This is a genomic window from Enterococcus sp. DIV1682a, assembly GCF_051711005.1.
Classification (GTDB): domain Bacteria; phylum Bacillota; class Bacilli; order Lactobacillales; family Enterococcaceae; genus Enterococcus_B; species Enterococcus_B hirae.
In genome coordinates this window covers 1070654-1086738 of sequence record NZ_JBIOLT010000001.1, presented here as the reverse complement: position 1 = coordinate 1086738, position 16085 = coordinate 1070654, and the positions used below count along the sequence as shown (strand labels likewise).

Sequence of the window (16085 nt, the reverse complement as noted above, 5' to 3'; positions counted from 1 at the left end):
ACTAAGCCCTTGGAAAATGCTGCTTATAAACATCCGTCATTCTTTTCTTTGTGATATGTGTATAAATTTGTGTTGTTGAGATATCAGCATGTCCTAATAATTCCTGTACCGTTCGAAGATCTGCACCATTTTCCAGCAAATGTGTCGCAAAACTATGCCTTAAAGTATGAGGGGTCACCTCTTTATTGATTCCTGCTTCACGCACTAATTGTTTAAGGTTTTTCCAGATACCTTGCCGTGATAACCCTGTACCATGATGATTGACAAATACATGCGTTTCAGAAGGATTCGCTACAAGGAGGGGGCGTGCTTCGTCTAGATACCGCTCCAACCATTGGATCGCATAATCACCTAGAGGTATGATCCGTTCTTTGTCCCCTTTACCAAGTGTTTGGACCAAGCCGAGCGACAAGTGAAGATCACTTAGCTTTAAACCAACGAGTTCACTGACACGCATACCTGTTGCATACATGACTTCTAGAATTGCTCGATCTCTGATCCCTAGATTTTTGGTTGTATCAGGTGTTTCGATCAATCGTTCAACCTCAGTCAAGGATAAGGTACTAGGTAACTTTTGAACCTTTTTAGGCGTATCAATGTGTTGCATCGGGTCATGATCAGTCAATCGTTCTTGACGTAAGAATTGATGAAATCTTCTCAAGCTAGTAATCATTCTGGTCACGGTTGCTGGAGCTTTCTTTTCATCATGCATCTTTTCCAGATAATTGATCACGACGTAGCGATCGACATCTTGCCAGGAAGTGATTTGCTCATCTTCTAAATAGTGAAGATACTGTAACAAATCTCGTTCATAACTTTTTCTCGTATTTAATGACAAGCCACGTTCAATCGTCAAATAGTGGAGATAATCATTAATTTCTTCATTCATAATAATCCACCTCGTGCTCTTCTATCATATCAGATACCCTTCATTTTCGATAGTCTATTTTACAGCTAGGCAAAGAAAAAGCCGTCTAGCAATCAGACGGTTTTGCTTTCTTTTTCTTTAGTGTAACATTTTTGACAAATACCATGAAATGTTAAGCGATGATCTTTTACCAAAAAGTGATACCGTTGCTCCACAATTTCTTCCACTTCACACAATAAATCTTCTTCGACCTCTTCAATCGTGCCACATCGTAAACACAATAAATGATGATGGAAATGTTTTGCTCCTTCTTTTCTCAAGTCATAGCGAGCAACACCATCATTGAAGCTGACTTTATCAATGACTTTCAAATCGGTCAAAATCTCTAACGTCCGATAGACAGTAGCTAACCCAATTTCTGGACTCTTTTTTTTCACTAGAAAAAAGACTTCTTCTGCCGATAAATGTTCTTTCTCATTTTCTAAAAGTACTTGTAAAGTTGCTTCTCTTTGTGGGGTTAATTTGAACCCCGACTCGTGCAATTGTTGTTTCGTTTTTTTCATTACTGACATCGCATTCATAACCATGTATTCAACCCCGACAATTTATAATAATTATAATCAAACAAAAAGAATCTCTTTCTAAATTAAAATAATTATAAGCTAGTTAAGAAAAACATGCAAGGTATTCTCAATTAGATTTTCTAATTCGTTTCGTTACGCCTGCTTCTTGTTTGACTAATCCTTGTTTTAATAGATTGCCGATTGCTCGTTTAAAAGCTCCCTTGCTTATACCAAAAGTTTTCATGATATCTTCCGGATCAGATTTGTCAGTAAAATGGATTTGCTCATCTGCTGATCGTTCGATGATCGTTAAAATCATTTGTGCATCATCAGAGATTGCTTCATATGCTCTTGGTTTTAATGAAAGATTCAATACTCCATCAGGTCTCACGCCAATTACTCGTCCTTTGACTTGTTCACCTAAGCGCGGCTCATTATAGCGTTCAGATGGGTGGATAAATCCGATATAATAATCATCTGTTAAGACGTACGTTCCGGTCAGTTTCAAGCGGTAAGCAACGCCTGTAATGTCTTTATTTTTGATTTCTTCTGTTCCACGTTTACTCAATGATTTAAAAATCTTTTCATCGGCTAAACTACCCCAAATTCGGTCTTTGCTATCGACTCTTAAAGCAACCATTAAACGATCGCCTTTTTTAGGCCAAAGTTCTGTCATCGTTGGTAGTTCATCTAATGAGACTACAAAATCTTTGTCGGGTAATCCAATATCGACGAATACTCCTAGATCTTTTCGTGAAGCAGTCACTGTACCAAAAGCATAGTGACCAATTCGACTTTTAGGAATCAACGTAGTAAAACGATTTTCATGTTTTTGATTTTGATAACCAAACCCTTCGACTGCTTCACCGATACGATAGGTCCCTTCGGTTTTACTTAACCCAAAAGTTTGTCCATTTTTCTGGACAAAGTAATTTTTTTCATTTTCATCAATTACCATTCCGGTAAATATTGTTGCCAGTAATTCATTCATCTTATTTCTCCTTATTTATAAAAGATTCAGCCATCTTTTCTTAGCTATCATAACATAATGTTTCCATGATTAGTAGTTGGTTTGGTCTTAGTCGTCGCAAAAAAACTCAGACATCGTGTATCTGATCCTATATGGTCATCCACTTAGTTCCATACGATCTACGATATCTGAGTAGTATTTGATCATTGTCTATCTAGCAGATTAATGGCTGCCATTTCCGCCAAACCAGCCTGTTTTACAATTGATCGTCACAATATAAAATGGCAATGCACTTTCACCGATTCCACGCATCAAATTAGATTGGGTTGAAGTAGCATAAAGATTATAGTAACCTTCACCATTTTCGATTCTCGCTTTTTCTAGTTTATATCCACCTGCCACAATGTAGCCTCGTTGAATACAAGTAGCAATAACACTTTGTTGGACTCCTGGTGCCCAATTCCATGCTGGATTAGATGCATCAGCCACATCACTTTGTCGAGTTGACATGATGGGTTGATTGGCTGAATTAGTCTTATTGGTAGTGGAACTAGATTTTGCTTGTTGTGCAGCCAGAGCTGCAGCTTGTTTGGCTGCTTCAGCTGCTTTTTTTGCTTCTTCAGCTTTTTTTGCTTCTTCTTTTGCTTGTGCTTCTTTCTGCTCTTTCGCAGTCAAGGTTTCATCTACTTTTTTTAGTTGATCTTTTAAAGCGACAGCTAGCTCTTCATTTTTGATTTGCTCTACAGCATTTTTTGCTTCGTCATACTGCTCTCTGTTCGCACTGTCTACGACTTGATTATCATGATAGACAACGTTCACTTTATCTTTAGCCGTCTGCAATTGTTTGTATTGGTCCTCTGCTTCGGTTTGCGCTTGCTTGATCAGACGTCCAAAAGCAGTTTCATTTGTAGTCATTGGTTGAATGGCTTGATCCTCTTTCAGTTTGGGATCAGCTGCTAAATGATCATCGTCAATCACTACCGAAGTAAATAACTGGTTGACACGTTGAATATCTTTGATTTTGGTTTGGATATCCTGAAATGTTTTTTCTAATTCAGGGTATTCTTTCTCTTTTTTTACGTCATTCAGATCAGTCTTTAGTTTAGCTAAGTCTTGATTGATCATTGAAGTACGGATAAACTGGTGAGACGGATCTGTATAAAAAGCATTCAAGGCTGTTTGTAGATCTGCCACCTTTTGTTTTTGTCTTTCTTCTTGTGCAGCGATTTGTGCCTGAACATCTTGCTGATGGTCATAATAAGCCCAACCACCGACTCCAAGCAAGACGATTGCTGCTAAAGCCAGATACGGTCCTTTTTTCGATCTTTTTCGTTTCCCCTCATCAGTCTTAGCTGATGTAACTGGTTCTTTTTGTTCCGTTTCTGTCCTTTGATCGATTTCATTTGATAATTCTGTTTTTTCTATAGCTTCTGGTTTTGAAGAATCTTTCTTACGAATTTCTTCTTTTGGTTCTTCTTCTTTTACCGATTCTTCTTTCGGTATTTCTTCTTTTGCTGTTTCTTCTTTCGATATTTCTTCTTTTAGAACTTCTCCGTTTGATTGATTCTCTTGTGATGGAGCTGCTTTCGGAATATCTTTTTCTGAAACTTCAGGTTTCAAATTTTCGTTTAACGCTTCGTCCTCTTGGGTTGAGTTTTTATCGACATCTTCCGCACTCGTTTTTTCCTCGACTTCTTTTTTTCCTATCAAAAGTTTTTCTGACGATGATTGGACGTGAGTCGTTTTTGAAGCGGGCACTGGTTCTTCAGTTTGTTCCTTAGAAGAAAGCAGTTGATTTTCTTCTGAAGTTTGGGGTGCCGTTAAGCGTTCATGATTTTTTTCTGTTTCCGTTTCGAACGTTTCTTCTTGATCAATCGCTTGATGGTCAGTTGGCTGAACAACGCTATCCTTCGTATCAACTGTTTCCTTTTCTTTCGTTTCACGTTCGTTAGTTCCTGGCACTGTACTTTCTTGTTTTGAATCAGTCTCTTTGGCATTTTTAGCTGCGAGTTCCTCTTGGATCATTCGCATCAATTCTTCTGCATGTTCTTCTGTTGTATCTTCTCTATGAGCTTTGATATAAGCAGATAAAATCGAATTTTCTTTTTCATGATCAACAAATTCTTTTAATTCAGCTACTCTTTTTTGTTGTTCTGCTTCGAGTTCATCCGTCATTTCATCGCCGTTAGCTTGTTTTTTCGAATTAGTTCCTTCTTCACTTGTTGACGGCTTTGTATTTAGCTTTTTAGTGACTTCTTCTTCAGCATCATTAGTTTCTGCTAGATTCGTTTCTTCAGATGATTCTTCTTTAAACAAGGCCATGACCGATTCTAATGGTAACTCTGTTAATTCTGACCATTCGATTGGATCATTTAATTCCGTGTCAGGAAAATGTTCTTCTGAAGAATCTATTGGTAATTGACTGTTGTTCTTTTCTTCATTCGTGTGTTGGTCTTGCTCTTTTATTTGGTAACCACAATCAGGACAAATCAACTTTCCTTTGATTTTCTTTGATCCACACGTTGGGCATTTTTTTATCACTGAGCGATCGGCTCCTTTTGTTAGGTTTACGCTACCATTTAATCTACCATATTCTGAAAGTTTCGCCAAGAGCCTATTTTGATCAAACGGATGTCAAATAGTATAACTCGTAAAATAAAACAAATAATTTACAAAAAGTTTCTTATAATTACGCATAGATACGCATTTATTTATGTTTTCATCATCATAATCTTAATAGCGCATCAATTATTTGTTTATTATGATCAGATTCAAGCTTTTGACTCAGCTATTGACTAAAAAAAATAGCACGGCATCATCTATTCTGATCCCGTGCTACTTTGTTTTCACTAAAGGCTACTCGCTATTTTAAAAGACAGTCATTGTCTATAAGATTCAAAATTTGAATCCTATTTTTACTCTAAGAAATCTTTCAATTGTTTTGAGCGTGATGGATGGCGTAATTTGCGTAACGCTTTCGCTTCGATTTGTCGAATACGTTCACGTGTTACTCCGAATACTTTCCCAACTTCTTCGAGTGTTCTGGTACGACCATCGTCTAAACCAAAACGTAGGCGGAGAACATTTTCTTCGCGGTCAGTCAATGTATCTAAAACATCTTCTAATTGTTCTTTTAACAATTCATAAGCCGCATGTTCTGCAGGACTAGTAGCTTCTTGGTCTTCAATGAAGTCTCCTAAATGAGAATCATCTTCTTCACCAATTGGTGTCTCTAAAGAAACCGGCTCTTGCGCGATTTTCAATATTTCACGTACTTTTTCTGTAGGAAGGTCCATTTCTGCCCCAATTTCTTCTGGCGTCGGTTCTCTTCCTAAATCTTGAAGTAATTGACGTTGGATACGGATCAATTTATTGATGGTTTCTACCATATGCACTGGGATACGGATCGTACGTGCTTGGTCAGCGATGGCACGAGTGATTGCTTGTCTGATCCACCATGTAGCATAAGTTGAAAATTTGAATCCTTTACGATAGTCAAATTTTTCAACAGCTTTCATCAAGCCCATATTTCCTTCTTGGATCAAATCAAGAAATTGCATGCCACGTCCAACATATCTCTTAGCAATACTTACGACCAAACGAAGGTTTGCTTCAGCTAAACGCTGTTTTGCTTCTTGATCACCTTCTTCGATTTTTAAAGCAAGAGCTACTTCTTCTTCCGCAGTTAATAGGGAAACACGACCAATCTCTTTTAAATACATACGAACTGGATCGTTGATTTTTACACCAGTAGGTGCTGACAGATCTTCTGTTTTTGCTTGTTCCGCTTTTTTCTCTGCACTCTTCAAGCTATGGATCGATGGATCTCCATTTTCATCAACAACGCTGATTCCAGCATCCTCGACTTTTTGGATCAATTTATCCATCTCATCCGCATTCAATGTGAATGGCGTTGCAAGTTTATTTGAAAGATCATCATACACGACTTGTCTTTTTGGTTTGTTTTCTTTGATAAAAGCTGCTACTGCTGCTTCATACTTTTTATTCTCTGTTACATTTGCCATAAAAGAAGGCCCCCCTTGAGTAGCTATTCGGCTTGTTTTAACTGTTTTGTTAAATTAATGATCTCAATCGTTAATTCCAATTCTAATTGCTTGTTTCCAGTTCTTCTAGCCTCTTGCTGCATTTGTTTTTTTAAAGTTATTTCATCAGCTAAACTAGACTTTCTGATTACACGCAATAAGTCTTGGATTTCTCTTGGTGTGCTTTCTTCGGCTACACGCAAATACTCGATTTCCACCACTAAACGCCTTAAATTTTCATCTTGCAAAAAGTCCAAAAACTCCGCAAGGTTGAATTCATCATGTTGTGACACAAATGCATCGAATAAAAAATATACTTCTGCATAAATGTCATGAATAAACTGAAATTGCTGTTCTTTCAAAAGATTACGGACAGATATCTCTTTGAACACTCTGTACAAGAGCATTTGTTCCGCTTTTTCTACTTGAGTCAGCGGTCTCTTTTTCGTTATTGCCGTCCGTGAAATAGCTGGTTCTGGCAATGTCGTTGGTTGGTTGGTTCGATTCGTTTGATTTTCCCTGCGAAAATCCCGTATTTGCTTTTGCAGGGTTTCACGACTAAGTTGAAATTCGGTCGCTAGTTGCGACAAATACATATCTTGTTCGATTGGCGAGACAACTTGACTAAGTTCTCTCGATACCTCTTCTAAGTACTGGATTTTATCTTTTTCATTCTCCAGGTTCTTGTCTTGCTTCAAATAACGTGACTTGAAAGTAAAGACCGTTTCACGACCATGAAAGATCAGTTCATTAAAGGAGTCATTTCCATATTTACGTAAATATTCATCGGGATCAAGTTTTTCCGGAATCACAACGATTGATAATTGCAATCGACTATTTTGTCGTAACAATTCGATCCCTCGATTCGTTGCCTCGAATCCTGCCTTATCTCCATCGTAACAAAAAACTAGTTCTTTGGTTACTCGTTCGATCTGCTGGATCTGTTGATTCGTTAAACTCGTTCCCATGGAAGCTATCCCATTTTTTACACCTGCTTGCCAAGAAGCAATGACATCCATGAAACCTTCAAATAAAAGAACTTCTCCGCTTTTTCGGATATCACTACGTGCTTTATCCAAGTTGAACAACACTTGTCTTTTATTGAATAATTCTGTTTCTGGACTATTCAAATATTTGGGTTGATCTTTTTCATGTCCTTTTTCTGGTGCAAGCCAGCGTCCAGAAAAACCAATCGTGCGCCCTTGAGGGTTTCTGATAGGAAACATGATACGTTGGTAAAACCGATCAGATATTCCTCCATCCTCATGAGAGATAAACAAACCAGAACGTTCCAACACTTCTTGATCGTATGCTTCAGTTTTAAATACTTGTTTCAAAAATGAACGTTCATTCGGTGCAAATCCGATCGCAAATTCTTCAATCAATTCTAGTGTCAAACCACGTTGTAGTAAGTAATCTAAAGCTTGCTCGCCTACTTTCGTGTGTAGCAACATATGATGATATACTTCTGCGGCTTTTTCATGCGCTAAAATCAATTTTCCTGTAATTGAATCGCTATTTTCGAAGGGAAGTGTTTGTTTGCGCCATTGATCTTCTAACTGAATTTGTTCAAAATCAGCAACTTTGACGACTGCTTCTGGGAAACTAAGTCCTTCTAGTTCTTGAAGAAAAGTAAAGACGTTTCCTCCTTTTCCGCAACCAAAGCAATGAAAAATCTGTTTATCTTCAGCCACCGAGAAAGATGGTGTTCGTTCTTCATGAAAAGGACACAAACCTAAATAATTCTTTCCAGATTTTTTTAATTGGACGTATTGACCAATCACCTCAACAATATTCGTTTGTCCACGAATCGTTTCAATGACTTCTTGAGGAATCCGTTGAGCCATGCTTTCACCCCCTGTAAATAGCTAATTGGCATCTGTCAAAGAGATACCTCAGGAGAATAACCGGTAAAAAATCGCACTAACGAAAATCAGTGCGATTTTAAAGGACACAATTATACATGTTTCATTCTATCACAATTCTAAACTTTTTCAAGTATAATACTTGTCATTCTAAGAACAAGCAACGGTTTATTTCGTTGTTGCTAATTTATTCAATAAGTAGTCACGGATATTGGTCTTTCCATAAATCAGTCTCAAAATGATATTAACGATCATAAAACCAATGAAATATGGCCAAGCCGTTCCTAGCCCAAGATCAACTTCTAACAGATGATGGAAAAGCATCGCTGCTACATAAATCCCTACAACAGTTGTTACCGCTAAGAAAATTCGCAACGGATTAAATGGATAACACGCTTTGACTACTGCCATACAGCTGATTCCGATCAATAGATAATACATTAAAGTGGTCGTTTGCAACTGGGTAAATGGCAAAACTTTTCCTAAAATATAAACCACAATAATATTCAATACGACTAGCAATGCATTTGGCAATGCATTGATCAATGCTGTTGGTAAATAACGATAGGTAATCTTTCGTTTATCTTGTTCAAACGATAAGAAGAAAGAAGGATAACCTTCAATAGCTAAGTCAATCAATGTGATCTGGATTGGGATGAATGGAAACCCGATTGCAGTAATTGCGCATAAGATAGAAAGAATAAACGAATAGATCGTCTTGATAAAGAAAATACCTGAAACTTTGGTCACATTGTTTACGACACGACGCCCTTCGAATAAGACTTCTGGTAAAGTCGTAAAATCAGAATCAAGTAAAACGAGATTAGCAATTTGTCTTGTTGCACCGTCTCCTTCAGCCATGGCGATACTGCAGTCTGCTTCACGCAGTGCCAATACGTCATTGACTCCATCCCCAGTCATAGCCACAGTTCCACCACTTTGTTTTAATTCATTCACTAATGTTTTCTTTTGTTGTGGACTCACACGACCAAAGACCGTGTACTCATGAGCGGCTTCCCGGACAGCTTTTTCTTCTGTCATCGTAGAAAGATCAACATACGAATCATAATTTGGTAAGCCTGCACGGCGGGCAATATTTGAAACTGTGAACGGATTATCACCTGAAATAACCTTTAGATTCACACCTTCAGCATGTAAATAAGCTAATGTTTCTTCTGCATTTTTACGTATTGGATCGTCAATCTCAAACAGCGCGATTGGTTCAACACCTTTTGGCTCTCCTTCAGTCAAATGTTGTTCAGGAGCGATCCCCAGCATCAATACACGGTAGCCATTTGCTTGAGCATCCACCAAACTTTCTGGCAGTTGTGATTTTTCAACCAAACGTTCAGGAGCTCCTACATAGATCACACCTAATTCAGGAAACTCCATCGCTCCCCATTTTCGGTCAGAAGAGAAAGCTAACTTTTCAGTCACAGTATAGCGATTAGCTACTTGAAAGTAATCTCTAAGTGCCCGCATGGTAAGATTATTGTCACTGCTTTCAGCTAGATAGGTTCCCATGATTTCAGGAATCGCTTTTTCGTACTTAGGATTTAGGGCTTCGACCCGTTGGATACTCATTTTTCCTTCAGTGATCGTCCCTGTTTTATCCAAGCAAAGCGTATCTACATGAGCAAGTGTTTCAATCGAATACATATCTTGGACTAAGATTCTTTTCTTTGCTAATTTCGTTACACCAGTAGTCAGTGCAATACTAATCAAAAGGACTAAGCCTTTAGGCAACATCCCTAGTAATGCTGCTGCCGAAGCAATAACAGAAATCTTAATGGAAGCATCACGGATAAATAACGCTTCTAAAAATAAAATAATACCTAATGGAATGATAATGAAGCTAGTAAATTTTGATACTTTTCGAATAGAATCGACAAGTTCAGAATGAATCGCTTTATGGGTTTTTGCCTCACTCGTTAGGCGAACTGCATAGTTGTCTGCGCCAACACGAATCGTTTGAGCTAAAACAGAACCACTGGTTAAGAAACTACCTGAAAGCAATTCATCTCCTGCGGTTTTGACAATCAGGTCTGACTCCCCTGTCAATAGTGCCTCATTGGCTTCTGCGCGTCCTGAGATCACTCTTAAATCAGAAGGAATCTGTTCCCCTGCACCAATCTTTACGACATCTCCTAAAACTAATTCTTTCGTTGAAATCGACTGCTCTTTTCCTTCGCGGACAACTCGTACCTCTGATTGCGAAACAATCGATAACTTTCTTACTAGATTTCTAGCATGGATTTCTTGATAGATACCAATAATGATATTCACCACAATGATTGCCAGGTAAGCCATATTGGAATAGGCACCGACCAATAGTAAGCAAATCCCAATACCAAAATTTAAAAAATTGAACAGCGTTAGTATATTGTCACTAAGAATCTGCTTAGTACTTTTTGATGCATCCTCTTGGTAATCATTTTGCTGCCCAGAGGAAATTTTTTGTCTCACTTCTTCCTGAGTAAGACCATTCATTTCTTTCGCTTCCATTTTTCGCCAACTTTCAAAAAATAATCAATATATTTAAGTCTAGCTTGTTCTATTATTAAAAACAACTTATTTTTTACAAATTTATACAAAATAATAACACATGATTCTATGCCGCTGAGAAATCCCAGCAAAAATCATGTGCCATTCAACCTTTATTTATATTGTTCTTCTAAACGACTCATCCACCAACCTAATGCGATACCAGCAAAAAATAAAATGGGACAAAAGATGATTCCTAGTAAACTTAAATTTGTGTAATCTGTAGGAACAATCATTACCGTCGAAGCAAAAACAACTCCTAAAATAAAATGGAACAATTTACTATATGCCTTAGAAAAGATAAAATCAAATAACTTTGATAACGTCAACACGCAGACTACCGCGCCTAAACCGATCGGTAAGATCACGTCTAAGCGAGCTTCTTTGAAACCATCAGCCATCGCCTTGTATAACCCCATATAGACTAAAAAATTCGAGGGACTCAGTCCAGGAACAATCATCCCTAAGCCGATTAGACCGCCAGCGATGATCCAAGTTACTGTGTTTTGTTCAACTTGACCATCAAATAGTTGTGATCCGTAAAGTAAAAAGAAATAAGCCACGATCAATGTGACGATCATCAGGATGATATCACCTGATTGCCGCCCTTTCTTTCCAGCTTCTTTCCACAACGCTGGAACAGTACCTACAATACACCCAACAAAAAACCATAAAATCGTCGTTTCATATGTCCCTAATAAGAAACTCACCAAAAAGGAAAGCAAAAAGACTCCGCTGATGCCTCCTAATCCGACAGGCAAAAAGAAAAGCACGTTTTCTTTAAAATTTCTGGTTAGATGAGCTAAAAAAGAGATCAATCGTTCGTACATCCCAAAAACAGCTGCTAAAGCGCCTCCGCTTACCCCCGGTAAAATAAAACCCGAACCGATAAACATTCCCTTTACAAAGCGCAATAGCCAGTCTTTCCCTGAATCTTTCGCTACCTTTTCTGTTATGATTTGTTCTTTTTCCACTTTTTTGAGCACTCCTTCTTTCTGATAAGATAAAGATCTAGCAAAAAATCTCAGCATTACACTCAATTAGTTAAAAACTTTGTCATATAACTCAATGAGGTTTTCATTCATCTTGACAACTTTTGTGTAAAACATGTTCCCTCCATTATGATAAAGATAACCGCCATTGTAAAGCAATGAGGGGACTCGCCAATAGCGATACTTGGTTTTTTTCTCATTACCTAAAAGTGGACTCAAGACATTTTTGGAATATTCTTCTGCTATCTCCATAGTATTTTCCCCACCTCGGTTTTTTACGTAGACAATATAATCCTTACCGAAGTTATAGGCTTGTATAGCTGTATCAAGATCACATCCTTGTTTTTTTGCCTCATTGATCATTTCTGCTAAGTAGCTGACTCCTTGATCGATACTTTCTTTTTGATTATCGATCACATTGGCTTTACCATAGGCGCTTTCCGAACTTTGCATCAAATCAATCCCCTTGCCTTTTGATTCTGTTAAAATGATCCCCTTGACCAAAGACTCGTACTCTTCCATATGGTACTTTTTGATTGCTGTTGTTATTTCTGGTTCGTACTTTTCTACTCTTTTAATCGATTGATAGGTTTTTCCTAAGATGATCAATACTCCTATGACCAAGACAATCACTAAAAAAGAGACGATTCTTCGAAAGATTGATTTTTTCTTTTTTTTCATAAACATTCACCTAGTTATTTTGACATCTTTTTTTATCTTACTATTTATTATCGTTCTTGGCTATTTCTTACTAATCATTTGTTCCTTTCCTTAATAAAAACTGAAATTTTCGGAATTTTTTACTATCTTACGAAAATGATCGTTGTTTTTTTAGGAAAACAATTGCTCTTATAGGAGAATTGTCGTTATACTTTAACCAGTAGGTGATTATGTGAAAAAAGAAAAGAAATATGCAAAAATGACTGATGGAACAGAGATCTATTATGAGAAAAGCGGAAATGGCATGCCTCTGTTTTTACTCCATGGTAATGATGGCAGTGGTCGTTTCTTCTCAGAACAAGTTCCTGTCTTTAGTCAGTTTTATACCGTTTATCTCATCGATAGTCGAGGTCACGGACGTTCAACGAATCAAGCAAATACCTTGTCTTTTCGTTTGATGGCAGAAGATCTTTATACCATCATGCTACTTGAAGGAATTACAAAAGCAAATATACTAGGTTTTAGTGATGGAGCTAATCTTGGATTGGTCTTTTCAAGTTATTATCCAGAGAAAGTACATCGATTAATATTAAATTCAGGAAATACTTTAGTTAAAGGGGTTTTATTCTCAGCGAGACTGCTTAGCTACTGTCATTATATTGGTATGTGGTTGCTTTCTTTAGTTTGCCCATCGCTTAGAAAAAATTTGTTGGTGATCAAATTGTTGTTAAAAGATATCGGTCTTTCAACAGCAGATTTAGAGAAAATTAAATGTAAAACATTGATTATTGTTGGAAAAAAAGATGTGATCAAACTGCAACACTCCCTTTACCTAGCAAAAACGATCCCAAATGCTTCTTTTGTTTTAGTGAACGAACAAGGACATCAGTTAGCTAGAAAAGATCCTCAACGTTTCAATCAAGAAGTATTAGATTTTTTGTCTGAATAATAAGAATAGTAGGTGATTTTTTTGTTAAAACAAGCCTTACAATGGTTCAAAAACCATTTAGGTCTCTTTAAAACAATCTTTTTAATTTCTGTGGTTGTCATTATCGTTAGTGAATTGATCAATATTGGCAAAACACTATCGATCGCTCAATTAGCCGAAACATTTGCAACAATCCCACTTTGGAAGACGGGGTTGATGCTCATTGTTGGATTACTATCTGTTGCACCGATGATTGGGTATGACATCATCCTTAACCGCTTGTTGGGACAAAAATTAAAAAAGAGTTATTTATTTGAAACAAGTTGGTTGATCAATACCATCAACAATGTTGCCGGTTTTGGCGGCTTTGTCAGCATCGGATTACGCTCCGAATTATACGGTCATAAAAAAGACAGTAAGCAGTTGATGCAAGCTTTGTCGAAGATCTTTTTATTTCTAATGGCTGGACTGTCTATTTATAGTTTGATTTCTTTTTTTATGGTCTTTTTTGCACCGGTTGCGCCTTTTATTAAGCAGTATTGGATTTGGTTGATCGGTGGTGGGTTATACTTCCCACTTGTTTTTTTAGTCACTACCTTAAAAAAAGAGGGATACCTCGGAGGACTTTCATTAAAAACACAAGGACAATTGCTGCTTGTCTCGATCTTAGAGTGGTCTGGTGTCTTGTTCACCTTTCTAGCAGTTGGGGCACTTATGGATATCAAAGTCGATTTGTGGCAAACAATACCGCTCTTTATCGCAGCTTCAGTTATCGGAATCGTCTCGATGATTCCTGGTGAAATCGGTAGTTTTGATATCATGATGATTATCGGTCTTTCTGCCATAGGTGTGCCAAAGGCAACTGTAGTCGTTTGGATCTTACTGTACCGAATTTTTTATTACATTATTCCTTTTTTGATCGGGATCGTCTTTTTCTTTAAGAATATTGGCTCAACCTTTGATCAACGTTATTCTGGTATTCCTAAGCAGCTGGCAACAGAGATTGCTCATAAAGCCGTCGTCGTCCTTTTATATTTTTCTGGTATCATGATGGTTCTTTCAGCAACGATCCCACAAGCTTTTACCGAGTTTCGTTGGCTGCATAGTATTAATCCGTTAAGGTTGCATTTTATTATTCAATTCCCAAGTATGTTGTTAGGATTTCTCTTTGTCATCATGGGGCGTGGGATTGCTGCAAGAGTCAAAAGAGCCTATTGGCCAACTATTGCACTGATCTTTTTAGCAGCATCTTATGTGACGATTATTGACTTTAGCTTTACTGCAGCTATTTTCCTATTGTTACTGTTGTTGATCGTAATTGCTTCGAAAAATGAATTATTTAGAGAACAAATCATTTATTCATGGGAATGGTTGACGATTGATGGTGTGATTATTGGTGCTTTAGCGTTGCTTTACATCATTATTGGTGTTTATAATCTGCCAACATTTCCTCATCGTAAGCATCATTTTATTTCGTTCTTTTTGTTCCCGTCAGAAAAGATTTGGTTATCTGGATTATTTGCTATTATTGCAGTAAGCTTTATCATCATTCTTTTCGTCCACTTCCTACAAGGAAAGAAACAGCAAGTCGGCGAACCGTTGGATGAAGAAAAAGCGTTAAATATCCTCCATACCTTTGGCGGAAATTCTGACAGTCAATTGATTTTCTTAAAAGACAAGCGCATGTTTATTTACGAAAAAGACCAAGTTGGAACGGTTTTATTACAGTTTGCTTGTTACAATAATAAATGTATCGTGATGGGCGATCCTTCGGGTAAAAAAGAAGATTTTCCTGCTGCTATCGAAGCGTTTATTGAAGAAACTGATCGTTTGTGTTACCTACCCGTCTTTTATGAAACGAGTGAAGAAATCGTGATGATTTTACATGAATTTGGCTATGATTTCATCAAAATGGGCGAAGAAGCACATGTTGAATTAGCCAATTTCACTACTTCTGGAAAGAAAATGAAAGGGTCACGTGCGATCTTGAATCGGATTGACCGAGAAGGTTTTACTTTTGAGATTATTCAGCCACCTTTTTCTGCGACACAGATGACTGAACTCAAACAAATTTCTGATCAATGGTTAGGAAGCCGAAAAGAAAAAGGTTTTTCACTGGGGTTCTTCTCAGAAGATTATCTACAGCGGGCACCGATCGCTGTTTTAAAAGACCCACAACAAGACTTAGTAGCATTTGCTTCGATCATGCCAACCTACACAGATAACAAAATCGGCACGATTGATTTGATGCGTTATGATCCTGAGAAAGCACCAGCTGGAAGTATGGATTATCTTTTCCTTCATTTATTTGAGTATATGAAAGAGGAACAGATTGAGTTTTTCAACTTGGGGATGGCGCCATTATCCAACGTTGGAACCTCAAGAAAAAGTTTTATTCAAGAACGAATCGCTTACTTAGTTTATGAATTTGGTTCACATTTTTACTCTTTCCACGGCTTGCGTGAGTATAAAGATAAATATGCGACTCATTGGACTTCCCGCTATACTTCCTATTCACGTGACAGTTGGATTGCCTATGTCATGATCGCATTATTGATCATTGATAATGCACCAGTTGACCATAAAAAGCGATTAGTAGGTTTAAAGAAATGGTTACAAAAACGCTGAATATGACAACTTATATCTAATGAT

Annotated in this window: 11 protein-coding genes; 2 read left to right on the top strand and 9 right to left on the bottom strand. The window is 37.4% G+C overall.

Translation table 11 applies throughout. The features are described 5' to 3' along the window. Window position 1 precedes the first annotated feature (1 nt). The 9 genes from xerD to IGJ23_RS04930 all read right to left on the bottom strand — a co-directional run bounded on the left by xerD (window position 2) and on the right by IGJ23_RS04930 (window position 12526). Window positions 2-889: a site-specific tyrosine recombinase XerD gene (gene xerD, locus IGJ23_RS04970; RefSeq protein WP_010719582.1), complete on the bottom strand. Its 888-nt coding sequence runs from the start codon at window positions 887-889 to the stop codon at window positions 2-4. Window positions 890-981: 92 nt separating this feature from the next. Continuing rightward, entirely contained in the window at window positions 982-1455 is a 474-nt protein-coding gene (gene fur / locus IGJ23_RS04965) for a ferric iron uptake transcriptional regulator (protein WP_010719583.1), read from the bottom strand. Between the two features lie 103 nt (window positions 1456-1558). Next, a complete protein-coding gene (locus IGJ23_RS04960; protein ID WP_010719584.1) occupies window positions 1559-2422 on the bottom strand; it encodes a CvfB family protein in 864 nt (287 codons plus the stop codon). Window positions 2423-2623: 201 nt separating this feature from the next. Next, on the bottom strand, window positions 2624-4942 hold the full coding sequence (locus IGJ23_RS04955) for a cell division site-positioning protein MapZ family protein (protein ID WP_438774669.1): 2319 nt from the start codon (window positions 4940-4942) through the stop codon (window positions 2624-2626). 374 nt (window positions 4943-5316) lie between these two features. After that, complete coding sequence (gene rpoD, locus IGJ23_RS04950) at window positions 5317-6426, bottom strand: RNA polymerase sigma factor RpoD (protein ID WP_010719586.1); 1110 nt, start codon at window positions 6424-6426, stop codon at window positions 5317-5319. A gap of 23 nt (window positions 6427-6449) precedes the next feature. Continuing rightward, complete coding sequence (dnaG, locus tag IGJ23_RS04945; RefSeq protein WP_178286449.1) at window positions 6450-8291, bottom strand: DNA primase; 1842 nt, start codon at window positions 8289-8291, stop codon at window positions 6450-6452. Between the two features lie 186 nt (window positions 8292-8477). Beyond that, complete coding sequence (locus IGJ23_RS04940; RefSeq protein ID WP_438775070.1) at window positions 8478-10799, bottom strand: cation-translocating P-type ATPase; 2322 nt, start codon at window positions 10797-10799, stop codon at window positions 8478-8480. Between the two features lie 167 nt (window positions 10800-10966). Continuing rightward, entirely contained in the window at window positions 10967-11749 is a 783-nt protein-coding gene (locus IGJ23_RS04935; protein ID WP_225792594.1) for a DUF368 domain-containing protein, read from the bottom strand. A 144-nt stretch (window positions 11750-11893) separates the two neighbouring features. Beyond that, window positions 11894-12526, bottom strand: coding sequence for a lysozyme family protein (locus IGJ23_RS04930; RefSeq protein ID WP_178286451.1), 633 nt, complete (start codon window positions 12524-12526; stop codon window positions 11894-11896). Window positions 12527-12737: 211 nt separating this feature from the next. Between IGJ23_RS04930 and IGJ23_RS04925 the strand changes: the two genes are divergently transcribed. Together IGJ23_RS04925 and mprF are read left to right on the top strand one after the other, a co-directional pair. Then, window positions 12738-13454 (top strand): alpha/beta fold hydrolase, encoded by a 717-nt coding sequence (locus IGJ23_RS04925; RefSeq protein WP_010719591.1) that lies wholly within the window; start codon window positions 12738-12740, stop codon window positions 13452-13454. Window positions 13455-13475: 21 nt separating this feature from the next. Then, complete coding sequence (mprF, locus tag IGJ23_RS04920) at window positions 13476-16061, top strand: bifunctional lysylphosphatidylglycerol flippase/synthetase MprF (RefSeq protein WP_368024400.1); 2586 nt, start codon at window positions 13476-13478, stop codon at window positions 16059-16061. Window positions 16062-16085: the final 24 nt, after the last annotated feature.

Bases quoted from the DNA above. Each gene is read 5' to 3' on its own strand.
- xerD (WP_010719582.1), bottom strand. From the start codon at position 889: ATGAATGAAGAAATTAATGATTATCTCCACTATTTGACGATTGAACGT.
- fur (WP_010719583.1), bottom strand. From the start codon at position 1,455: ATGGTTATGAATGCGATGTCAGTAATGAAAAAAACGAAACAACAATTG.
- IGJ23_RS04960 (WP_010719584.1), bottom strand. From the start codon at position 2,422: ATGAATGAATTACTGGCAACAATATTTACCGGAATGGTAATTGATGAA.
- rpoD (WP_010719586.1), bottom strand. From the start codon at position 6,426: ATGGCAAATGTAACAGAGAATAAAAAGTATGAAGCAGCAGTAGCAGCT.
- dnaG (WP_178286449.1), bottom strand. From the start codon at position 8,291: ATGGCTCAACGGATTCCTCAAGAAGTCATTGAAACGATTCGTGGACAA.
- IGJ23_RS04940 (WP_438775070.1), bottom strand. From the start codon at position 10,799: ATGAATGGTCTTACTCAGGAAGAAGTGAGACAAAAAATTTCCTCTGGG.
- IGJ23_RS04935 (WP_225792594.1), bottom strand. From the start codon at position 11,749: ATGTTTATCGGTTCGGGTTTTATTTTACCGGGGGTAAGCGGAGGCGCT.
- IGJ23_RS04930 (WP_178286451.1), bottom strand. From the start codon at position 12,526: ATGAAAAAAAAGAAAAAATCAATCTTTCGAAGAATCGTCTCTTTTTTA.